Source organism: Caballeronia eucalypticola, assembly GCF_047608185.1.
Lineage (GTDB): Bacteria > Pseudomonadota > Gammaproteobacteria > Burkholderiales > Burkholderiaceae > Caballeronia.
Genome location: NZ_JBLKRU010000035.1, coordinates 16,600 through 38,460, shown reverse-complemented (window position 1 = coordinate 38,460; position 21,861 = coordinate 16,600). Strand labels below are relative to the sequence as shown.

The following is a 21,861-nucleotide window of genomic DNA, read 5'->3' as shown; positions in this document are numbered from 1 at the left end:
TTTGTTCTTATTATCGGCGTTTCAGGGCTTGGGAATGAGGCTCACGTGCGCAGCGATAATCTTCCAACCTTCGGCAGGACCGAGACGCGCCCAGGTCTGCATCTGACGTCCGATCAACGGCGTTGCGTCACTCGTGAACTCCGTGCTGACAGTCGCGAAGTCGCGGCCGAATGTGGTGATGACAGTCCGATGCAACGCGCGTGAAGCAGGCACCGGTTCACAGGTTTCGCGCCATTGGCGAATCGCTTCGCCGCCATGCTGGATTTCGGCAATGCCATAACGCACCGTCTCCGGTGCGTCCCAGAACAGCGCGTTCATCGTTTCAATATCGTTCGCCACGAGCGCGCGCTCATACTCCACGAACGCCGCACACACTTCGGCAATCACTTCCGGCAGATTGATGTCCATCGTCGGCAGGTTCCTCATGCGGCGGTAAAAGATGACAACGGCGCGGTCCATCCAACAATGCCGCCCTGGGACCGCACCATATCCAACGTCGCAAGCTTGAACGCCGGAAAATAGCTGGCGGTCGCGTCCTCGACCAGCAGGCAATCGTAACCGCGGTCATTCGCCTCGCGCATCGACGTCTGCACGCATACCTCCGTCGTAACGCCGGCGAAAACCAGATGCGTGATATGCCGCGCCTCCAGCGCCTGGGTTAATGATGTGGCATAAAACGCGCCCTTGCCGGGTTTATCGATGACAAGCTCGCCTTCGGCCGGTGCAAGGGCATCGACGATCGCATTGCCCGGTTCCCCCCGAATCAGGATGCGGCCCATCGGCCCCTCGTCCCCAATGCGCGCGTCGGGCGCGCCGCGAAGCCGCTTGGCAGGCGGACAGTCCGACAGATCCGCAGCATGCGATTCGCGCGTATGGACTATGAACCATCCATTTTCACGCGCTAAAGCGAGCAGCGAGGCGACAGTCGGCACGATCTCTGCGAGCAGGGATACATCGTTGCCCAACGACTCCCCAAAGCCACCAGGTTCGATGAAATCACGCTGCATGTCGATGATGACAAGCGCCGTCGTCGACGGCTCAAATGTGAAGGGACCAGGCAGCGCTGGAATCGTGATCGTCATAGGGGATTCCTGCATTGGTTCCGTCTCATTCGATGACCTCCTTCAACGCTTCGGCAACCGGCGCAACGTGCGCCACCGAGTCACCATGTCCCGCCATGTGGTGGCCCAGCGTCGCGCGCTCGGCGCTCGCGGCGGGCGTCTCGTAGACAAGCTCCCCTTCCGCGATCACGACAATCCGGTCCGCCAGTTCCAGCAATTCGTCGAGGTCTTCACTGACGAGCAGGACGGCCGCGCCGGCATCGCGCGCCGCCATGATGCGCGCGTGAATATCCGCCACTGAGGCGAAGTCGAGACCGAACACGGGGTTCGCCACGATCAGCACATCGACCGGCTGACCCAGCTCGCGCGCGAGCACCGCACGCTGGACATTGCCGCCCGACAGCGTGCCAATAGCGCGTTCGGGCAGCGGCGGACGAACGTTAAAATCGTGGATGAGATGCGCGGCGCGGTCCCGCATCGCACGCCGGTCCAGACGCCAACCGCCCCGACGCAACGGCGCTCGATCGAAGTCCCGGAGAGCGAGGTTTTGCGCGACGCTCATGTTTGTGACGCACGCGTTTTTAAGCGGCTCTTCAGGGATCGCAAACACGCGGCGCTGCGTCATTTCCTTGCGCGTAGCGTGGTATGCAACGCCTGCTATCTCCATCTCGCCGGTCTTCACGCGGCGTTGCCCGACGAGCGCCTCGACCATCTCTTTCTGGCCGTTCCCCGAGACCCCCGCGATCCCGAGTATTTCACCTGCTCTGATCTCAAGCGACGCGCGTCTGACCGCCGTGTGGCCGCGATCATCGTCGATAGAAATATCCCTCATGGCAAGGCGTATTCGCGCTGCGGGGTCAACTGGTTTGCGCGCGGCCCGTTCCGCGTTGACCACCTCCATGACCGCGGTGTCACGCGTCTCGGCGGCGCCCATCATCAAACCGGCGAGTGCGTCGCGGCTGGTCGCCGATACCGCACTCGTCCCGACTTGCCGGCCTTTTCGAAGCACAGTCACATCGTCGGCATACGCCATCACTTCGCGGAATTTGTGCGTGATCATGAGCACGGTCAGCTCGCCGCGTGTTGTCAGGTCTCGCATCAACCCGAGCACCTCGTCCGCCTCTTGTGGCGTCAAGACGGAAGTCGGTTCATCGAGAATCAGGAAACGCTGCCGGAGATACAACTGCTTGACAATCTCCAGCTTCTGCTTTTCCCCTGCCGCCAAGCCGGATACGGGCGCGTCGAGCGGCAAGCGAAACGGCATCCGCTGCATGAATGCGCTGAGTGCTTTACGTTCTGCGGCCCAGTCTATTTTCCAGGACAAGTTCCCGCGTGCCAGCAGCAGGTTCTCTTCCACCGACAACCCCGACGCCAGCGTGAAATGCTGATACACCATGCCGATACCCAGCGCTTGCGCATCGCGCGGCGAGGCAATTCGGACCTCACGGCCATTAGCTGAGATCTGGCCTTGGTCGAGCAGGCCGTAGCCCACCAGCCCTTTCACGAGGGTACTTTTGCCCGCGCCGTTTTCACCGAGCAGCGCGTGAACCGTGCCCGGCCGGACTTTGATTGACACATTATCCAGCGCACGAAATGCACCGAACGACTTGCCGGCGTTGTGCACTTCCACCTCTAACGCATGCAGAGGAGTCGACATGGTCAGCCACCGAGTGTGGTCAGGAGTGCGGTGGAATCGGATACCGCGCCGAACACGCCGCCTTGCATCGTGATCATGTGCAGCGCCGCCTGATGGTTGCCCGGATCGGTCGCGCCGCAGCAGTCCGCGAGGACCGTGCATTCGAATCCGCGGTCGTTCGCTTCGCGCATGGTGGTATGGACGCAGACGTCGGTGGTGATCCCGGTCAGCACGAGGTTCACGATACCCCGCGTGCGCAGGATCAGCTCGAGATCGGTGGCGCAGAACGAGCCCTTGCCGGGTTTATCGATAACGATCTCGCCCGGCAGCGGCTCCAGCTCACTGATGATTTCCCAGCCCGGTTCGCCGCGAACGAGAATGCGGCCGCACGGGCCGTCATCGCCTATTCCCACGCCTTCCGTGCCCGCGCGGCGGCTGCGCCAGCGCTTGTTCGCCGGCAGGTCCGACAAATCCGGCCGATGCCCTTCGCGCGTATGAATGATCGTGAAACCCTGCTCGCGCATCATGGCCATCACGCGCTTGATCGGCTCGATCGGCGCGCGCGTCAGCGACAGGTCATACCCCATCTTGTCGACGTAACCGCCATGCCCGCAAAAATCCGTCTGCATGTCGATCACGACAAGCGCCGTATTGTCGGGGCGCAGGTTGCCATCGAAGGGCCAGGGGTATGGAGAGGCATTGATAAATCGGTTCATGGTGATGGCCGCCATTGAAAATGGATAAGCAGGTCGTTCAACGTGTAAGGCTCAACTCGCCCGGTGCACCGGCAAGCGTCCGGTCCGGACGGCAATTGATGATCATGATGACGAGCGTGAGCACGTAGGGCGCGGCGTTATACAGGTAGTAGCCGCTCGTCACGCCAATCGACTGCAACGCCGGACCAAGCGCGCCCGCCGCGCCGAAAAGCAATGCGGCCCACAGGCATCGCATCGGTTGCCAGCGCGCAAAAATAACCAGCGCGACGGCCATCAACCCCTGCCCGCTGGACAGTCCTTCGTTCCAGCTACCCGGATAAACCAGCGACAAGTACGCCCCGCCGATTCCTGCAAAAAAGCCGCCCACCGAGGTCGCGATGATGCGAATCCGCGTAAGCGGATATCCCATCGCGCGGGCGGTCTCGGCGTGATCGCCGACCAGACGCAGCGTCATGCCCCATCGTGTGCTGCGCAGTCCCCACTGCAACACGAACGCCAGCACCACACCGATCACGAACAGCGGGTTGATATGCAGCGCGTTATGCAATTGCGGCGAGCTTGTCCACGTGCCGAGATCGAACGATTGAAGGCCCGGCGCCTGAGGTTCAATGAACGGCTTGCCCAGATAAAACGCGAGTCCAGTCCCAAGCAACATGAGCGCGATACCGAACGCAATGTCCGACACCCGGGGCAGCGAACACACAAGCCCATGCAGGCATCCGAGCAGCAAGCCGACGCCGCCCGCCGCGAGCACGCCGAGCCACGGCGAGCCGGTCAGGAACGACGCGGCATACCCACTCATCGCGCCCGACACGAGAATGCCCTCGAGCCCGAGATTCACGCGGCCGCCCTTCTCTGTCAGGCATTCACCCAGGCTGACAAACAGATAAGGTGTGCTGACGCGGATCGCACCCGCGAAGAGGGACAGCAGCAGGATCACGAAGGGCGAATGCGCATCAAGCATGGGTCTGCTCCATCGGCAAGTTGATGTCGGCGAGTGCGGCGGCTTGCAGTTGCACGCGCCACGCGGCAATCCTGCCGCCCAGCGCTTCCCATGCCAGCAGGTTCGCGAACAGCAGGCCTTGCAGTACGAGCGTGGTGGCATCGGGGAGATCGAGCCTGCGTTGCAGCAGACTGCCGCTTGCTTCGATCCCGCCGATCATCAGCGCGCACACAATGATCGCAAGCGGATTCTGGCGCGCGGCGAACGCGACCAGGATGCCGGCGTATCCGTACCCGGCGAGCAGCGACGCGTTCGCGCTGCCCTGCACCGCCGCCACTTCGAACATGCCCGCAAGGCCTGCCGCCGCGCCGCCAAGCGCGCAGGCGGCCAGCGCGAGCAGGTTCACCGGCAGGCCGACCAGACGCGCGGCGCGATTGCTGCCGCCGACCACGCGCATCGCAAAACCCTTGGTGCTGTACTTGACGAAGACCCATGCGCCAATGCACGCAAGAACGCCCCACAACAGGCCCCAGTGGACTTCGAGGCCGGGGAGCGACCCAATCATCATAGAAGGGGGCACGGGGAGCGAAGAGGGCTTGTTGAGGCTCGCCGGATCCCGCAACGGCCCTTCGACCAGATGCTTGAACAGCGCAATAGCGATGTACGCCATCAACAGGCTGCTAATGGTTTCGTTCACGCCGCGCCATTGCCGCAGCGCCCCCACTGCACCGATCCAGACCGCGCCCGCCACCATCCCGGCGATCGCCATCAGCGGTGTAGCAATCAGCCATGGCGTGCTCGCCGGCAGCATCTGCGGGACGATGGCCGCGCACATGCCGCCGAGCGCCAGCGCGCCCTCACCGCCAATCACGATCAACCCGACCTGCGCGGGCAACGCAACGCACAACGCGGTCAGCATCAGCGGCGATGCACGCAGCAAGGTGCTTTGCCACGCGAACGACGACCCAAACGCGCCCTTGAAAATCAGGCCGACGGCATCGAGGACCGGCTGACCCTGCACCAGCAGGAACAACGAAAACAGCACCAGTGTTCCGACGAGCGCGAGCACGGTCGGGATTGCAGGCAATAACGCGAGCAATACTCGGGCAGTCTGGGCATGAGGACGCATCACGACTCCTTCAGTGGTCAGGAAAGCCGCACATCAAATCTGGCCGGTTACGCCTGCCACGAGATAGTTCATGCTTTCCAGCGTGTAGTCGGTCTGCACGTGGCTCGTTCCGGAGGCGATCGCAACACCGCCCTTGTTGTCCTTCACCGGCCCTTTGAAGATCACGAAGTCGCCCGCCATCATGCTGCCCTTGATCGTATCTGCCGCTTTCTTGGCCTCAGGCGTGACCTTCGCGCCGTATGGCGACATCTTGACGAAACCTTCCTTGAGGCCGCCGCGCAGAACGTTGGGCTGAGGCTTGCCGGCTTGGGCATCGGCGACAAGCGCCTTGTACGGCGTCGCCCAATCCCACTCGGCGCCGGTGAGATAACCCTTGGGCGCAAGAGCCGCCTGGCTTGCGTGATAACCGCAACTCATCACGCCGCGCTTCTCGGCCGTTTCAACCACGACCTTCGGACCATCGACGTGACAAGTGATGACATCGCAACCCTGGTCGACAAGACTGTTGGTCGCTTCCGCTTCCTTCACGGGCATCGACCAGTCGCCGGTGAAAATAACTTGCGTGGTAATAGCCGGATCAACGGACTGCGCGCCGAGCGTGAACGAGTTGATATTGCGCAGCACCTGCGGAATCGGCTTGGCCGCAACAAAGCCAAGCTTCTTGCTCTTGCTCATGTGCCCGGCGACCACGCCATTCAGGTACTGGCATTCATCGATATAACCAAAATAGCTCGCAATGTTCGGCGGATTGCCCTGCTTCCACAAACCGCCGCAATGCGCGAAGCGGACGTTCGGATACTTGGCAGCCATCTTGAGCACATGCGGATCGAAGTAGCCGAACGAAGTCGCGAAAATCAGCGTTGCGCCGTCCTGTTCGATCATCGCTTCCATGGTCTTCTGGACCGCGATGGTTTCGGGCACGTTCTCTTCTTCCACGACCTTCACGTTAGGCATCTTCTTGATGATCGCTGCCGCCGATGCCTGCGCCTGGTTGTAGCCATAATCGCCGCGCGCGCCCACATAGATCACGCCGACCGTTGTGTTGCCCGCAGCGAAGACCGACTTGAACGGGACCATGCTCGCGAGCGCCAGCAGGCTCGCGTCCTTGATGAAATTGCGGCGGCTATTCATGTCGTTCGATTCCTGGTTAGCGGTTAATGGGCTGGTTACTGAGCTTTTATTAGGCTATTTTTGAAGACTGTCGAGGTAGGCGATCCAGCCGCCGAAAGCGGTAATGTCGTTCGCGCCGCTATCCGCCGATACCGCCGACGGCTCGCAGATGAAACCCTTGACGATGCGGCCGTCGTTCAACTCCACGGTGCCGATTCCCATCGGCGCAGGAACGTCCATCACGAACTTGCCGAACGTACGCAACGGCATCTCCCACACTTCCACGGCAATGGCTGCACCTTGAGCGCCGGGGGTACGCACAAGCCCGGGTTTGGGCGGTGAGGTATTGGCAAGTGCAAAGAGCCGATACCCCGGCGCGGTATGAGTCGCTTCCTTGAAGCGAGCGCCCGCTTCCAGCAATTGCCGGTTAAGCGGCTGCCCTCTCAGATGCGCACCCACCACGGCCAGCGCGACGGCCGGCTCCTGGAATGGCAGCGGCTGGAAATCGGGAGACGGATTGGAGTGTTGATCGAAAAACGCCTGGATCCGCGCGCCCAACACAGCCAGCCGATGGTCCGCGCCGCTCGGCGCAATCAGCGTCACGCCGGCCGGCAAACCGTCGCTGCGACGCAGGCATGGCACGGCCAGCGCGCACAGATCCAGCAGGTTGACGAAGTTGGTGTAATAGCCCAGTTCGCTATTTCGTTCGATAGGGTTTTCCTGCACATCGGCGATCAGCGGATGGGTCGGCGTGGTCGGGACAATCAGGATATCGAACTGATTAAAGTATTGATCAGCTTTACGCTTGAGTTCCGCGAGCGTGTATTGACCATTGAAGGCATCAACTGCGCTGAATTGCTCAGCCTTGCCGATCACCGCCGCCACCGTTGCGTCGATGTCCTCGTGGTGGGTCTCGAAGAATGTGCCCAGCGTAGCGCGGCGCTCGGCGACCCACGGGCCGTCGTAGAGCAACGCCGATACCCGTTTGAACGGGGCGAAATCGACCTTGACCGGCGTCAGGCTCAGTCCGGTCGAGATCGTGTCGAGCGTCGAAAGAAACGCGTTTTTGGCGTTGGAGTCGCCGAAAAATTCCAGCTCGGCGGGCACTCCTATCCGGATGGGCGCAGCGTTCGCGCCCAGGGGCGGCAGCTTGCGCGAGTACGCATCGAGGGCATCGAACGCTGCCATCTGCTGCAGCACATGCCAGGCGTCCGTCACATCGTGCGCGAAGATTGACAGCGTATCGAGGCTGCGGCAAGCCGGCACCACGCCGCGCTTGCTCACCAGTCCCAGCGATGGCTTGAGTCCCACCAGCCCGTTGAATCCCGCCGGCACGCGGCCGGACCCGGCTGTATCCGTCCCCAGCGAAAACGCGACGCACCCGGCGGCAACGGCGACTGCCGACCCGGAACTCGATCCGCCCGATACATACGCGGGAAACTCAACCTGACGCACCGCGCCGAACGGCGAGCGTGTACCGACAAGACCCGTAGCAAACTGATCCAGATTGGTCTTGCCGATAAGGATCGCGCCCGCATCGAGCAGACGCTGAACAGCGAACGCCGACACATCGGGCGTGTAACTGAAAGGTTCGCAAGCGGCGGTGGTCGGCAACCCCGCTACATCGACATTGTCCTTGACCGCGAACGGCACGCCGAACAGCGGCAAACGTTCGAACACCGCATCGCCTTCTTCGGCCAGTGCGTCTTCGAGCACCCGCGCCCGAGCGCACGCGGCGTCCTCCGGCAACAGCGCGATCCATACTTCCGGGCGGTCAATGGCGCTAATCCGCTTGAACACCGCATTGACCACGGCTAGCGTTGAGCAGCGTCGCGCCGCATACGCGGCTAAAAGAGCCGCGACGCGTGGTCGTTCGAAGAGGTCGATTGAGTTAGACATGAATTCCGTCTTGCATACAAGATGGAATTCATCAATGCAGAAGCTATGCCAGGCACGCTACTGCAGCCTTCCAAGCCTTATTGAACAAGGCTCACGACCAATGTTGCACGCTCGGCGGATCGCGTCGCCGAACAGCGGCCGCTCTAGTTGCTGGTGCGCGATGCACCGTCGGGAGACGCGCGCGCACAAAAGCGGCGCTCCCCGTTCACAATCAGAGCGCGCTCAAAGAACGTTGTTTTCAGGAGGTCTGGTTGGCGCGCGACGACGCGGAAACGCTTCTTCCAGTCAGGTATCTACCCAGCAGGATCGATGGGCGTTCGATCACGAAATGCGTCACGGCAGCAACGGGAATGACCAGCACGACCGCCATCGCGATCGCGTGCCACGCCGGTCCCGAAGCAGGCATCAGATGGATGACTGCGAGCAGGACGACCGTGTGGGTCAGGTACAAGCTGTACGAGATCGTGCCGAGGAAAACGACCGGGCCCCTGGCTAGCATCAACGTGAATCGCCTGGATGCGATTGCGGTGCAGACGATGCCCGCAGCGCCCGCCACGACGCACCAGTCGAAGATGCACTGACCGACAGCACCCGAGTTAATCGACAACACCAGGCGCGACAGGAAAAAGAGCACGAGCGAAGCGGCGAGGACAAACATCTTCCGCCTGCCCTTCGCGAGCCACTGTTGCCAGCTCAAGCGATGGCGCGCCAGCGTCCCGCCGACAATGAACATCCCCAGGTAATGCGCGGTCATCACCCAGTCGCCGCTAAAGCTGGGATTGGTGGCCTCACCCGCATTTCTTGCCATGGCGAACAGGAAGGAAACCACGGAGATAAAGAGTGCCGCGGACAGGCAAGCGCGCGCGGAAAAGCGGCTGACGCAATACACCACCAACGGCATCATCAGAGAAATACGCATTTCGTAAATCAAGGACCAGATCACGGGAATGACACGATTGGCTTTATATTGTCCGATGAATAACAAATGATCTAGTATCTCCCTCCCGGAGAATGATCCGGTCCATATATCGTTGAACCATGAGCCAGCCCATTTGACCGGTTCTATATTGATCAGATTAATTACGGAGAAAGCAGCAAACAACACGGCCAGGTAAGGCAGATAGATCCGGCAAATTCGCCTGAGTGCGTAGTCGCGATAAGCAATACGCCGATCCGACATTAATTGCAGGGTCAGGACAAATCCACTAAGTATGAAGAATAGGATAACCGCTTCATGGCCGAGCGCCAGCAGGCGCAACGGCGACCTGGGTATCCACCAAAGCGGACTCACCAATAAGAAGTGATTAATCACGACCATCAGGGCGGCGACGCCACGCAATGCATCGAGTTGGGGAAAATAACGGCCACGAGAAGGGCTTATTTCATTCATCCGATAAATACCTTCGGTCGGGAGTATTGGCGGGCGATGACAATGTTCGGTTGATACGCTGCACCAAATTAAATAATTGGTAAAGGAAAGTTTAATAGGCAATTCAATAGACAATTAGCGCCGTATAACTTTCTAATACTTTTTTTCGTTATTGCCGATATCCGCCGCTCCGGCAGTCGTAATTATTGCCAGCGTGATTCAGGTATGACGAATAGATCCGTAAGGAACTCAAGCGGATGCGGTGGGCTCGCCAACGGGTTCGGCGGGATCGATGGGGCCGCCGGAAACCTCTGGCACGCCGTGGTTCTTTCGCCAGTACGCCGGCGGTGTTCCAAATTCGCGTTTGAACGCCCTGTTGAATGCCGCCTCCGATTCGTAGCCGACCTGCTCCGCCACCGCGGCGAGCGACTTGCTGCCGTTCAGGAGTTCTTGCGCCGCGACCTGCAGCCGCCAGCGGGCCAGATACTGCATGGGCGGTTGTCCGAGCAGGTCGGTGAATCGTTGCGCCAACGCGGAACGCGACAGACCCACCTTTCGCGCGAGTTCATCGACGGTCCACGCGTGCGCGGGTTGCGCGTGAAGCATCGATAACGCACGGCCGACGAACCGGTCGCGCACACCCGCGAGCCATCCTTTGCGATCCGCAGGCAGGGTATCGATACAACGACGGACCGCTTCCACGAACAGCAACTCGGACAGTCTCGCGAGAACGATCGCACTGCCGGCGCGCCATTCGCTCGCTTCGGCGGCCGCGAATTGCAGTGACGACGTAAGCCATGCCGAGTGCGGATCGTGGCGCATGTCGACCTTGAAGATAGGCGGTAGCGAGGAAAGCAACGGATTGCTCAAGCTGTTGTCGCAGGCCAGGAAACCGCAGATAAGACGTGTGCTGGTTCCACCGCCTCCATAAGACAACGTCATCACCTGGCCCGGCGATGTCTGCAATTGACTGGCGAGCAAGGGCGCTGCCGACGCGGGAGAAAGCGCCAGGTCGCTGCCGATGACGTGCGCTTCGCCTTGCGGTACCACCAGTAATTCGCCGGCGTTGAGGTAGATCGCAGAGCCTTGATTATCAGCGAGTTGCGCCCAGCAGCGCCCTTCAGTGATCAGGTGATAGGACACCACGCGTTCCGATAACGGCAGGAAAGCCCCATAAAAGGCCGCATTTCCCTGACCTATCACGCACCACGGTTCAGTGAACTCGCCATTGAGATACACCGCTCCGCTCAGGCGCACCGCGCGAAGCACATCGGAAACGGCATCCATGAATTGTGTCCGTTGAATAGCGCCTGTTGAATCCGGCGTCCTGCACAAGAAATCTGGATGCCTGATCATTCACCAGGATAAGCGATTCGTAAATACTAGTACCCACGTACCGCAGCTTCCAGTGCCAATCCTGACGCGCAGACGAGTGCATGCGGTGCTATCGAATGCGTGCTGTGGGGCGCATCATTTCATCGGGTGAGGCTGCATGGTCAGACCCATGCGCGCCCGGGTAAAAATTATTGGAGGAGATGCATCATGAGCGACGAAAGAACCTACAAGGGAGCGTGTTTTTGCGGAGCGGTTCAGCTCACCGTCACCGGCGAACCGGTTGGCATGGGCTATTGCCACTGCGATTCGGCAGGCACTGGTCGGCAGGGCCCGTCAACGCCTTCACGCTATGGAAGCCCGAGGCGGTACACGTTACGCAAGGCGCCGACAACATAGGCACTTGCAACAAGACGCCGCACAGCTATCGCAAATGGTGCAAGTCCTGCGGCGGGCATCTCTTCACCGAGCACCGCGGCATGGGACTCACCGATGTGAGCAGCAACCGTTCAGGCGACAGCACGCTGGTGCTGCCGAGCGAGTACCTCGAAATCGTGATCGAGAGAAAGTGACGATGAACTACCGCTGAATCAGTCGCGAACAGCAACAATAGCTTCGATCTCTACCGTGATGTTGCCCGGCAACGACCCCACGCCGACAGCAGAACGCGAGTGCCGTCCCGCATCGCCGAACACATCGACGAAGAGATCGGAGCAACCGTTGATCACGCGCGGGTGATCGGCGAAATCCGGCGTTGCATTGACCATGCCGAGCAGCTTCACAATGCGTTTCACCCGGCTCAAATCACCCAGTTCCACATGCAGCACCGACAACAGATTGAGACCCACGAGTAACGCGTGTTCGTACGCTTCATCGGCGGTGACGGTATCGCCGACCTTGCCCGTCATCAGATGGCCTGTTGCATCGAGTGGCCCTTGTCCCGACAAGAACAGCAGGTTGCCTTCGCGTGTGCAGTGAGTGAAGTTGCCTATGGGTGCGGGCACGTCCTGAAGTTTTAAGCCGCGCGCCTGCAGTCGTTCATAGCAGTTCATCTCAGTCGAAAATCCCATGTTGCGTTAGTTCTCTTTCAAGTGTTGAGGACAGAATTCAAATACCGGATAACCCGCTAACCGGCGCCTAGCCGATCGAATCAGGCGTGCGGCGCTGCCAGCCGAGCCGCGCTTCAATGCGTGCGGCAACGACCTTCAGTTCATCGCCAAAACGTTCAGTACTCTGAAGCGCTTTGGCTTCCGGCATCACGATCGATATGGTGAACACGCAGTCTCCTGCCTGATCGAGTACGGGCGCGGCCAGACACGCTACAGACGCATCAGATTCCCCGATCTGGATCGACAGGTGCGCATCCAGCGCTTCGCGCGCCATTTTCGCGAGCACGGCGGGACGCGTCTCGGCGCGCGCAGTGGGCGACGGTTTCGCATAGCGCTCGAAATAAGCGACCCGCTCGGCGTCCGGCAGATGTCCCACCAGCAACCGCCCTGATGCAGTCCAGTTGAGCGGCACGCGGCTTCCCACGCGCGAGGTCACGCGAAAATGCCCTGGCCCCTCCGCCATTTGCAACACGACCATCATCCCTTCTTCGAGTCCGCAGACCTGCACCGTCTCGCCGACCTGGGCCGACAACCGGTTCATCTCCTCGTGCGCGACCGCCAGATAGTCGAGCGAACTGGCGTACGTCAGCCCGTACCCGTACAACCGCGAACCGAGCCAGATTGCACCCTCGGGCGTACGGGCCAGCAGGTTCTTCTCCACCAGATCGTTGATGATGGAATAGACCGTCGATAACGGCGCTCCGACCAGACGCGCGATCTCATACGCCGTGGTGGGACGGTTGGTTTCCTGCAACGCGTCGAGAATCTGCACGGCCCGGTCGATGGCGCTCGTGCGCGTGCGGGGCGACGTGGCTGGAACCTCGGACGCGGCCTGCTCGACTGGCTGCGGTTCCTGCTTGTTTTGACTGGGCTTGGCGGCCATCGCGATCCTGGAGGCTGAATGTTTTTGTACAGTTTGACGCAAGCGCATCGTATGATAATCTAATACACAATTACAACATATATTCCACAATAAAGGAATGTCAGGAGCCGCACGATGGATATTTATTCCCGATTTGGTCTACGCCCGGTCATCAATGTGTCGGGCACGATGACGAGCCTGGGTGCGTCTATTGTCGCGGCCCCGGTCATTGAAGCCATGGCTGCCATCCTGCCTCAGTTCGTCGAGATCGACGACTTGCAGCGCAAGGCGTCGGCCGTGATCGCGCAGGCTTGCGGCAGCGAAAGCGGCTATGTCACGGCGTCCTGTTCGGCTGCGATCACGCTCGGGATTGCTGCGACCATGACCGGCGACGACACCGGACTGATCGAACGATTGCCCGATACAACCGGACTGCGCAACGAGGTCGTCGTGCAAACGGGCCACCTTGTCAATTATGGCGCACCCATCGATCAGGCGATCCGGCTCGCCGGCGCTCGCGTCGTGCCGGTGGGAGCGGCCACGGAGTCGCATGGCTACCAGCTATCCGCTGCGATCAACGAGCGCACGACCGCGGCGCTCTATGTAGTCTCGCATCACACGGTCCAGTTCGGATTGATCCATGTGGAAGAATTTATCGCTCTCGCGCATGCGAAGGGTGTGCCCGTTATTGTCGATGCGGCGTCGGAATATGACCTCACGCGTTTCATTGCCGCGGGCGCCGATCTCGTGCTGTATTCGGCGCACAAGTTTCTCGGCGGTCCGACCGCGGGTATTGTCGCCGGCAAGAAAACGCTGGTACGTGCCGCCTATTTCCAGAATGGCGGCATTGGCCGTGGCATGAAAGTGGGCAAGGAAGGGATTGCCGGTGCCATCGCCGCGCTTGAGCAATGGCAGCAGCGCGATCATGCAGCGGTGCGCGCCCGCGAGCGCGGTTATCTTGAGTTGTGGCGTGAAGCACTGAATGCTCGCCTTGGCGTGCGCGCGGAGATCGACGCCGATCCGACCGGCAATCCGCTCGATCGCCTGAAACTGTCTATCGATCTGAGTGAAGCGCGCATCAGCGCATGGGATCTGGCCGATGCCCTCGCCCATCCGCCCACGGGCAGCGTACCGGTGATTGTTCGCGATCACGAGGCCGAACTGAATTTCTTCTTCATCGATCCGTGCAATCTGCATCCGGGCCAGGAGCACAGCGTACTTGAACGCCTGCTCGAAGAACTCGAGCGCGCGCAGCAAGCGCCAGATCCGCTGATCACCCCGTTTTTCCAGCGCGATGCGCGGCGTGGCGCCGGCCGGCGGAGTTGGCCTGAATAAGCACGCTGACTGAGAAGCCGGACCGAGTAGCCGGACGAACCTGATTTTTTGTATGACCGATACGCCGGATTTCTCCGGCGTCGCTTTGCCTTGCACGTTTAGTAATCCTTATTCCATCGAAGAGAACAAAAATTCATCGATGGATGCCCTTCTTTCGACCAGAGGAAACCAGATGCATAAGCAGATCCTTCGCACGGCCGTGGCCGTCGCCGTAACCGGAAGCGTTGCGCAAGCCGCTTTGGCCCAAAGCAGCGTGACGCTCTACGGTATTGTGGATGCCGGCTTCACGTACACCAATAATCAAAAAGGCAACAGCGCGTATCAGGCGACTCAAGGCAATGTGCAAGGGTCGCGCTGGGGCTTGCTGGGCAGCGAGGATCTGGGCGGTGGCAACAAGGCCATCTTCAGGCTCGAGAACGGCTTCAGCCTGGAATCCGGCGCGTCGGGCCAGGGCGGACGCATGTTCGGCCGCAGCGCATGGGTGGGTTTGGCCAACGACCGCGTAGGTACGCTTACGCTTGGGCGTCAGTACAACAGCGCGCAGGACTATCTCTCGAACTTGCAGATCAATGGCGTGGGCGCCCTGAGCCAGTACGGCAATGCGATCTACGACAACGACGACCTCAACAACACCTACCGCACCGACAACGCCGTCAAATACACCACGCCGACGTTCTCGGGTTTCACTGCCAACGCCATGTACGCGTTCTCCAACACGGCCGGTGACTTCGCCAACAACCGCGCCTGGAGCGTGGGCGCGGACTATGTCGCGGGACCGGTGCGCCTGGACGCGGCCTACTCGCTGGTCAATCGCCCGGCGTCGAACACGGCCGGCGCGGCGCCATCGGACAACTACTACGGCACCAGTTCGTCGATCATCAGCAACGTCGCGCGCAATCAGGTATGGGGTGCAGGCGGCGCCTACGCGTTCGGGCCGGCGACCGTCGCGCTGCTGTACACGAACTCGCATTTCGACCTCCTAACGGGTGGCAGCCTGCGTTTCGCGAACTATGAAGCAAGCGTGCGTTATCAGTTCACGCCCGTCACGCTGCTGTCGCTCGGCTATATCTACACGAGCCAGAACAGCAGTTCGGGGACGGCGACCAATGCGCATTACAACCAGCTCGCATTGGGCGGTGAGTACTTCCTGTCGAAGACCACGGACGTCTATGTGAACGGCATTTACCAGCGTTCGTCCGGCTCGAAGGCATGGGTCGAAGGCGTTACGAATCCGTCCAGCAACAACGGTCAGTTCGTCAGCGTCGTGGGTATCCGGCACAAGTTCTAACCGGGTATGCCGGACCCGTTGTTGTCCGAAGCGGCTCGACGGCCCGGCTTTTTCGACCGGTTTTTCCCACCGCTATTTTGGAGCCTCCATGGCGACTGTCCAGGGAAGTCTGTTACTCGTCTACGCGCTGGTCGCGATCATCGCGCTGGTCGTGCTGATCGCGCGATTCAAGCTCAATCCGTTCATCACGCTGATGGTCGTGTCGGTCGCACTCGCGCTCGCCGTCGGCATGCCGATGACATCCATCCTCAAGTCGTTTGAAACCGGCGTAGGCGGAACGCTCGGGCATATTGCGATCGTCGTCGGGCTCGGTACGATGCTCGGCAAGATGATGGCCGAATCCGGCGGCGCAGAACGCATCGCGCAAACGCTGATCGGATTGTTTGGGCCAAAGAATGTGCATTGGGCAATGATGTGCATCGCGTTCCTCGTCGGCCTGCCGGTCTTTTTCGAAGTCGGTTTCGTGCTGTTGATTCCGATCGCGTTCAACGTGGCGCAGCGTACCGGCACGTCGATGATCCGCGTCGGCATTCCAATGGTCGCCGGCCTCTCGGTCGTGCACGGATTGATCCCGCCGCACCCGGCCGCGTTGCTGGCTGTGACGGCTTATAACGCGGACATCGGCCACACGATTTTCTACGCGTTGATCGTCGGCATTCCGACCGCGATTATCGCCGGACCGCTGTTCTCGAAACTCATCGCCAGGTTCGTCGTGCTCGAGGGTGTCAACCCGATGGCGCAGCAGTTTATCGAGCAGGATGCCGCACGCGCCACGCGGAAACTGCCGAGCTTCGGCATTACGCTGCTGACGGTCTTGTTGCCGGTGCTGCTGATGCTGGTGGGCAGTTGGGCTGACCTGATCGCTCCGGCAAAGTCGACGGCCAATGACGTGCTGCGCCTGATCGGGCATCCGGATATGGCGCTGCTGCTTGCGGTGCTGTTGAGTTTCTACACGTTCGGCTCGGCACGCGGGTTCAATCGCGATTCGATCCTCAAGTTCACGAACGAGTGTCTGGCGCCTACGGCCAGCATCACGTTGGTGGTGGGGGCAGGAGCTGGCTTTGGGCGCATCCTGATCGACAGCGGCGCCTCCAAGGCGATAGTCGATGTCGCCACAGGCGCGCACGTGCCGCTCTTGATCCTGGCGTGGCTGGTCGCCGGGTTGATCCGCGTGGCGACGGGATCGGCGACGGTTGCCATGGCCACGGCCGCGGGGATTATCGCGCCGATCGCGGCCGCCGCCGCCTCGACCGCAACGGGCGTGCGCCCCGAGTTGCTCGTGCTCGCAACGGGCGCGGGGTCGCTGATCCTCTCACATGTGAACGATGGCGGTTTCTGGCTGGTCAAGGAGTACTTCGGCATGACCGTGACGCAGACGTTCAAGACCTGGACCGTGTGCGAGACGATCATCTCGGTGACCGCGCTGGTGTTCACGCTTGGGCTGTCGATGGTGATCTGAAGCAGCGCGGCAAGTGCATGGAACGCCTGCCTCATGACGTTTCAAATCCGGTGCACGCGTGCAAGTGCACCGGAGTAAAGACTAGGACTAGCTAACAATCTGCAAGGTCGCACCTCCCTGGTGCGTCTCGTCATCAAGGGTTCATTCAACTAGTCCAGTGTCGCGCCGTTAAGCCAATCAGCTCAACGGGACTCCAATGCAATTCTCTACCCTCCATGTGACCCACGGCGCGCCGTCAACCGTCGACGCGTTGATTGCCGATCGTGCGTTATGGGCGGTATTCCAGCCAATCGTGCGCCTTGCCGATGGCGAGATTGCAGGACATGAAGGTCTCATCCGCGGTCCGGCCGACACCTGGCTCGAGACGCCGCGCGGCTTGTTCGCACAGGCGCAGCAGGAAGGCGCGGCACATCGGCTGGAGATTGCGGCGGCACAGGTCTGTTGCGAGTCCTTTGCGCGCCTCCATGGCGCCGGCCTGCTGTTCGTCAACGCGAGCGCCGCCGTCATAGATGCGCGCGTGGGCGAAGACAACGGCATTGCCAGTCTGCTCGGATCAAGCGAACTTGCGCCCGAACGCGTGGTGATCGAATTGACCGAGCAGAGCGTCATTGCCGACCTCGATCGTTTCGATGCGACCGTTCGTGCGTTACGCACGAGCGGCGCCGCGTTCGCACTCGACGACTACGGCAGCGCGAATGCGAGCATGAATCTCTGGGTACGGCTCGCACCCAACTACGTCAAAATCGACCGGTTTTTCATCGACAACATCGCGCTCGATCCGCTGAAATTCGAGGCGGTCAAAGCGATGTTCGCGTTTGCAAGAGCCAGCGGCGCCGAGCTGGTTGCAGAGGGTATCGAGCGGCCGGCCGATCTGGGAATCGTCCGCGACCTGGGCATTACGTATGGGCAAGGATTCTTGCTGGGGCGCCCGGCGGCACTGCCAAGCCGTGCGTTGCCCGCGCCTATCCAGCACTTGTTGCGGTCGTCGCGGATCACCGTCTACCCCTCGCATACGCACACGCATCGTGAGTCCGGCGCGAACGGATTCGAACTCGACCGAATGCTGATTCTCGCACCCTCGTTGCCGCTGGACGCACGCAACGATCACGTAGTCGACCTGTTCAACGTGGCGCCGGAGTTGCACGCGGTTGCGATCATCGACGATGGGCGGCCAGTCGCGCTGATCAATCGCCGCGCGTTCATGGACCAGTACGCGCTGCCATATCATCGCGAGCTTTTCGGCAAGCGCCCCTGCCTCCAGTTTGCCAATCCGGCGCCGCTGGTGGTCGAACGATATGCCACGCTGGAACAGGTCGCGCACATGCTTGCCAACGACGACCTGCGTTATCTCTCCGATGGTCTCATCATCACCGACGCAGGCCGCTACGTGGGACTCGCGACCGGCGAGCGATTGGTGCGCGCCGTGACGGACATCCGGCTGGAAGCGGCGCGTTATGCCAATCCGCTGACGTTTCTTCCCGGCAACGTGCCGATCAATTCGCATGTCGAGCGGTTGATCGGCAACGGTCTCGACTTCGTTGCGTGTTACGTCGACCTCGACGACTTCAAGCCATTCAATGACTGCTACGGTTATTGGCAAGGCGACGAAGTGCTCAAGGCGGCGGCCGCCGCGTTACGATCGGTCTGCGAACCAGGGTGCGATTTTCTCGGCCATATTGGCGGCGATGACTTCCTGATACTGTTTCAAAGCGCGGACTGGCGCAGTCGCAGCCTGCAGGCCATTCACCGCTTCAATGAAGACGTCAAACGTTTTTACTCGCCGGAAGACCGCCTTGCGGGCGGCATCTACAGCGAAGACCGGAGCCGGCACCGGCAGTTCTTCGGCTTCGTGACCATGTCAGTTGGTGCAGTCAAGGTGGCTGCCGGAACGGCGCGCATCTGCGAAGAAATAGGCGCGGTAGCCGCAGTCGCCAAGCGTCGTGTCAAAAAAGAAAAGACCGGGATTGTCGCAATCGATTTTGCGCATCCCCGGTCGGTCTGATCACGCCAGCGCGGCGCGAACCGCACGCTTACACTACCTTTACATGCACGCCGTTGCATGAATCCCCGACCGGTCGGACGTTTTTTTCAACCTGTCCGGCGATCGTGAACCGCCGCGCCGCGCGTCATGTGGGAACCATGCTCGTTTAAAGCGTAACTGGTATAACGACATACTTAGCGTCGTAAACGGCCCGCTCCGCGGAGCGCAATTCTGACTGCACACTCGCGATTTCCTACGCACCATGACCAATCAAACCCACTTAGCCGCGTCCGATCTTCCCGTCGACATGATCATCTTCGGCGGCGGCGGCGACCTGTCCGCACGCAAGCTCTTGCCCGCTCTTTACATGGCGCATTTGCACTGCAATCTGCCGCCGAAAACGCGCATTATCGCGATCGGCCGACGCGACTGGTCGCGCGAGCAGTACGTGCAATTCGTGGAAGAGCAGTCGAAACCCTTTGTCGACGAGAAGGCGCTTGACCCGCAATCCTGGGACTCGTTCCTGGCGCTCTTCGATTACGTGCGCATCAACATCGATCAGGCGCACGACTATTTGGGGCTCGCGGAAGTTGCGCGTAAGGACGTGTGCCGCGTGTTTTATCTCGCGACCGCGCCGGACCTGTTCACGACCATCTGCGACAACCTCTCGGCTGCCGGACTCGTCGACGGCAATGCGCGCGTCGTGCTGGAAAAACCGCTCGGTCATGACCTTGCGTCGGCGCAAGCGATCAATGCATCGGTTGGCCGTCATTTTGCTGAAGCGCAGATTTATCGCATCGACCATTATCTCGGCAAGGAAACGGTGCAGAACCTGATGGTCCTGCGATTCGGCAACGCGATCTTCGGTCCGCTGTGGCAGGCGCCGTACATCAAGAGCGTGCAGATCACCGTGGCGGAAACCGTGGGCGTCGGCAGTCGTGCGGGCTTCTACGATCAGACTGGCGCACTGCGCGACATGGTGCAGAACCACTTGCTGCAACTGCTGTGCATTGTGGCCATGGAGCCGCCTGTATCGCTCGATCCCGATGCCGTGCGCGATGAAAAGCTCAAGGTGCTGCGTTCGCTGCGCAAGATGACGGTCTCCGATATTGCCCGCGATACCGTGCGTGGCCAGTACAGTCCGGGCGCGATCGATGGCGAGCCGGTCAAGGGTTACATGGAAGAGGACAACGTGCCGTCCGATAGCCGGGCCGAGACTTTTGTCGCGATTCGCGCGCATATCAACAACTGGCGCTGGGCGAACGTGCCGTTCTTCCTGCGTACGGGCAAGCGCTTGCAGAAGAAGCAATCGGAGATCGTGATCGACTTCGCCGACCTGCCGTTCTCGATTATTCCGAGCGGGCCGCGCAACTATGGCAATCGGCTGGTTATCCAGTTGCAACCGGAAGAGTCAATTCAGTTGCAGATGCTTGCTAAAGAGCCCGGTAGTGGCATGCATATGTTGCCGGTGAACTTGAATCTGGATCTGCAGCAGGCATTTAGTGAGCGTCGGGCGGAAGCGTATGAGCGGCTTTTGATCGATGTCATGCGGGGTCGGTTGACGCACTTCATGCGGCGTGATGAACTCGAAGCGGCTTGGGCCTGGGTGGAACCGATTCTTGATGGCTGGAAGGAACTGAATGATCGTCCGCGCACTTATACGGCGGGTACGTTTGGACCGGCCGCGTCTTCTGCGCTGATGGCGCGGGAGAATATGGCTTGGGCTGAAGAGGCATAACGAAGGGTTTTCGTTCGCACTCAGGTTTTTGGGGCGGGCGGGCTAGGTTCCGGGGTTGGCGGTGGAGGTCAATGCCCCGGGGTTAGGTTATTGCGTTAGCGGTCGGGGTCAATGCCGGGTTGCTGCTTTCCAAGTCTTCGCAGGTTATATCTTGGCTGATTTCTTTACCACTATTAGCCACTGTGCGTGGCGGCACGTCATTTCTTTTTCCAAAGCGAAAAAGAAACGAAGCAAAGAAAACGCTTTTAACAGCTCTACCCTAAGTGTCCACAGCGTGCAGTTCCATTTCATGGGTGCCCCAAAAGCACGGTGCTCGCCAGAGCTTAGGATGTGTGAACCCCTCCTTCTCGCGAATCCTGACAGTAAAACGCTTCGCCCCGTACGCTCTCGGGCAAGCGCCCTAGCCATAGAAACCCGCACGGCCTCACGCGTATTTGCCGCTGTGGGACTTCGCGGGTTAGCTATCAGTTTGCATTGTTATTTTGCGGGTTAGGCCTTATGCATTCTGCAGATCCATTTCTGGGTGGTTTAAAAAATGGTTCGGCATGCATACAAATTGGAGGTTGGTTTTCCGCGGATAGCGCGGGGCGCTCTTTGGGCAGGTTCAGTCGCTAGTGCTTGCCCGAGAGCGTACGGGGCGAAGCGTTTTACTGTCAGGATTCGCGAGAAGGAGGGGTTCACACATCCTCCGCTCTTGCGAGCACCGTGCTTTTGGGGCACCCATGAATCAAAACTGCACGCTGTGGACACTTAGGGTAGTGCTGTTAAAAGCGCTTTCTTTGCTTCGTTTCTTTGTCGCTTTGGACAAAGAAATGACGCGCCGCCACGCGCAGTGGCTAATAGTGATAAAGAAATCAGCCAAGATATAACGCGCAAAGACCTGGAAAGCAGCAA

General features: G+C 60.3%; 18 protein-coding genes and 1 pseudogene. 7 read left to right on the top strand and 12 right to left on the bottom strand.

Features of this window, described 5'->3' with window-relative positions; translation table 11 throughout:
- Positions 1-21: 21 nt before the first annotated feature.
- From hpxZ to ACMX25_RS29835, 10 genes are all read right to left on the bottom strand, one after another.
- Positions 22-408: an oxalurate catabolism protein HpxZ gene (hpxZ, locus tag ACMX25_RS29880; RefSeq protein WP_414953556.1), complete on the bottom strand. Its 387-nt coding sequence runs from the start codon at positions 406-408 to the stop codon at positions 22-24.
- Between the two features lie 14 nt (positions 409-422).
- Positions 423-1,082: a cysteine hydrolase family protein gene (locus ACMX25_RS29875; protein ID WP_414953555.1), complete on the bottom strand. Its 660-nt coding sequence runs from the start codon at positions 1,080-1,082 to the stop codon at positions 423-425.
- Between the two features lie 25 nt (positions 1,083-1,107).
- Positions 1,108-2,718 carry an ABC transporter ATP-binding protein gene (locus ACMX25_RS29870; protein ID WP_414953554.1) on the bottom strand — a complete coding sequence of 537 codons (1,611 nt, stop codon included), beginning with the start codon at positions 2,716-2,718 and terminating at the stop codon, positions 1,108-1,110.
- Positions 2,719-2,720: 2 nt separating this feature from the next.
- Positions 2,721-3,413: a biuret amidohydrolase gene (gene biuH, locus ACMX25_RS29865; RefSeq protein ID WP_414953553.1), complete on the bottom strand. Its 693-nt coding sequence runs from the start codon at positions 3,411-3,413 to the stop codon at positions 2,721-2,723.
- A 37-nt stretch (positions 3,414-3,450) separates the two neighbouring features.
- The gene (locus ACMX25_RS29860; protein WP_414953552.1) at positions 3,451-4,377 is read right to left on the bottom strand and encodes an ABC transporter permease; all 927 of its coding nucleotides are present in this window, start codon (positions 4,375-4,377) and stop codon (positions 3,451-3,453) included.
- Complete coding sequence (locus ACMX25_RS29855; protein WP_414953551.1) at positions 4,370-5,485, bottom strand: ABC transporter permease; 1,116 nt, start codon at positions 5,483-5,485, stop codon at positions 4,370-4,372. The genes ACMX25_RS29860 and ACMX25_RS29855 overlap by 8 nt, the downstream gene beginning before the upstream one ends.
- 33 nt (positions 5,486-5,518) lie before the next feature.
- Positions 5,519-6,616, bottom strand: a complete 1,098-nt coding sequence (locus ACMX25_RS29850) for a BMP family ABC transporter substrate-binding protein (RefSeq protein WP_414953550.1) — start codon at positions 6,614-6,616, stop codon at positions 5,519-5,521.
- A 54-nt stretch (positions 6,617-6,670) separates the two neighbouring features.
- On the bottom strand, positions 6,671-8,494 hold the full coding sequence (gene atzF / locus ACMX25_RS29845) for an allophanate hydrolase (protein ID WP_414953549.1): 1,824 nt from the start codon (positions 8,492-8,494) through the stop codon (positions 6,671-6,673).
- A gap of 238 nt (positions 8,495-8,732) precedes the next feature.
- Positions 8,733-9,998, bottom strand: a complete 1,266-nt coding sequence (locus ACMX25_RS29840) for an acyltransferase family protein (protein WP_414953548.1) — start codon at positions 9,996-9,998, stop codon at positions 8,733-8,735.
- A gap of 114 nt (positions 9,999-10,112) precedes the next feature.
- A complete protein-coding gene (locus ACMX25_RS29835) occupies positions 10,113-11,150 on the bottom strand; it encodes an AraC family transcriptional regulator (RefSeq protein WP_414953547.1) in 1,038 nt (345 codons plus the stop codon).
- A 255-nt stretch (positions 11,151-11,405) separates the two neighbouring features.
- On the opposite strand from ACMX25_RS29835, the pseudogene ACMX25_RS40390 reads away from it, so the two are divergent.
- Both ACMX25_RS40390 and ACMX25_RS29830 read left to right on the top strand, forming a co-directional pair.
- Positions 11,406-11,468 (top strand): annotated as a pseudogene (locus ACMX25_RS40390) (GFA family protein); the annotation flags it as partial.
- Between the two features lie 23 nt (positions 11,469-11,491).
- Entirely contained in the window at positions 11,492-11,767 is a 276-nt protein-coding gene (locus ACMX25_RS29830) for a GFA family protein (protein ID WP_414953546.1), read from the top strand.
- An 18-nt stretch (positions 11,768-11,785) separates the two neighbouring features.
- Here ACMX25_RS29830 and ACMX25_RS29825 read toward each other — a convergent pair whose 3' ends face one another.
- Positions 11,786-12,247, bottom strand: a complete 462-nt coding sequence (locus ACMX25_RS29825; protein WP_414953565.1) for a RidA family protein — start codon at positions 12,245-12,247, stop codon at positions 11,786-11,788.
- An 85-nt stretch (positions 12,248-12,332) separates the two neighbouring features.
- Positions 12,333-13,187, bottom strand: coding sequence for an IclR family transcriptional regulator (locus tag ACMX25_RS29820; protein WP_414953545.1), 855 nt, complete (start codon positions 13,185-13,187; stop codon positions 12,333-12,335).
- Between the two features lie 114 nt (positions 13,188-13,301).
- On the opposite strand from ACMX25_RS29820, the gene ACMX25_RS29815 reads away from it, so the two are divergent.
- The 5 genes from ACMX25_RS29815 (at position 13,302) to zwf (ending at position 20,967) form a co-directional block, all read left to right on the top strand.
- Positions 13,302-14,501, top strand: a complete 1,200-nt coding sequence (locus ACMX25_RS29815) for an aminotransferase class V-fold PLP-dependent enzyme (protein ID WP_414953544.1) — start codon at positions 13,302-13,304, stop codon at positions 14,499-14,501.
- Positions 14,502-14,673: 172 nt separating this feature from the next.
- A complete protein-coding gene (locus ACMX25_RS29810; protein WP_414953543.1) occupies positions 14,674-15,789 on the top strand; it encodes a porin in 1,116 nt (371 codons plus the stop codon).
- Positions 15,790-15,877: 88 nt separating this feature from the next.
- Complete coding sequence (locus ACMX25_RS29805; protein ID WP_414953542.1) at positions 15,878-17,248, top strand: GntT/GntP/DsdX family permease; 1,371 nt, start codon at positions 15,878-15,880, stop codon at positions 17,246-17,248.
- A gap of 196 nt (positions 17,249-17,444) precedes the next feature.
- Positions 17,445-19,250, top strand: a complete 1,806-nt coding sequence (locus ACMX25_RS29800; protein WP_414953541.1) for an EAL domain-containing protein — start codon at positions 17,445-17,447, stop codon at positions 19,248-19,250.
- 241 nt (positions 19,251-19,491) lie between these two features.
- The gene (gene zwf, locus ACMX25_RS29795) at positions 19,492-20,967 is read left to right on the top strand and encodes a glucose-6-phosphate dehydrogenase (protein WP_414953540.1); all 1,476 of its coding nucleotides are present in this window, start codon (positions 19,492-19,494) and stop codon (positions 20,965-20,967) included.
- Positions 20,968-21,861 lie beyond the last annotated feature (894 nt).

Coding starts and splice junctions, on each gene's coding strand:
- ACMX25_RS29810 (WP_414953543.1), top strand. CDS start 14,674: ATGCATAAGCAGATCCTTCGCACGGCCGTGGCCGTCGCCGTAACCGGA.
- ACMX25_RS29820 (WP_414953545.1), bottom strand. CDS start 13,187: ATGGCCGCCAAGCCCAGTCAAAACAAGCAGGAACCGCAGCCAGTCGAG.
- ACMX25_RS29800 (WP_414953541.1), top strand. CDS start 17,445: ATGCAATTCTCTACCCTCCATGTGACCCACGGCGCGCCGTCAACCGTC.
- ACMX25_RS29825 (WP_414953565.1), bottom strand. CDS start 12,247: ATGAACTGCTATGAACGACTGCAGGCGCGCGGCTTAAAACTTCAGGAC.
- ACMX25_RS29805 (WP_414953542.1), top strand. CDS start 15,878: ATGGCGACTGTCCAGGGAAGTCTGTTACTCGTCTACGCGCTGGTCGCG.
- biuH (WP_414953553.1), bottom strand. CDS start 3,413: ATGAACCGATTTATCAATGCCTCTCCATACCCCTGGCCCTTCGATGGC.
- ACMX25_RS29815 (WP_414953544.1), top strand. CDS start 13,302: ATGGATATTTATTCCCGATTTGGTCTACGCCCGGTCATCAATGTGTCG.
- ACMX25_RS29860 (WP_414953552.1), bottom strand. CDS start 4,377: ATGCTTGATGCGCATTCGCCCTTCGTGATCCTGCTGCTGTCCCTCTTC.
- atzF (WP_414953549.1), bottom strand. CDS start 8,494: ATGTCTAACTCAATCGACCTCTTCGAACGACCACGCGTCGCGGCTCTT.
- ACMX25_RS29835 (WP_414953547.1), bottom strand. CDS start 11,150: ATGGATGCCGTTTCCGATGTGCTTCGCGCGGTGCGCCTGAGCGGAGCG.
- zwf (WP_414953540.1), top strand. CDS start 19,492: ATGACCAATCAAACCCACTTAGCCGCGTCCGATCTTCCCGTCGACATG.
- ACMX25_RS29850 (WP_414953550.1), bottom strand. CDS start 6,616: ATGAATAGCCGCCGCAATTTCATCAAGGACGCGAGCCTGCTGGCGCTC.
- ACMX25_RS29870 (WP_414953554.1), bottom strand. CDS start 2,718: ATGTCGACTCCTCTGCATGCGTTAGAGGTGGAAGTGCACAACGCCGGC.
- ACMX25_RS29855 (WP_414953551.1), bottom strand. CDS start 5,485: ATGCGTCCTCATGCCCAGACTGCCCGAGTATTGCTCGCGTTATTGCCT.
- ACMX25_RS29875 (WP_414953555.1), bottom strand. CDS start 1,082: ATGACGATCACGATTCCAGCGCTGCCTGGTCCCTTCACATTTGAGCCG.
- hpxZ (WP_414953556.1), bottom strand. CDS start 408: ATGGACATCAATCTGCCGGAAGTGATTGCCGAAGTGTGTGCGGCGTTC.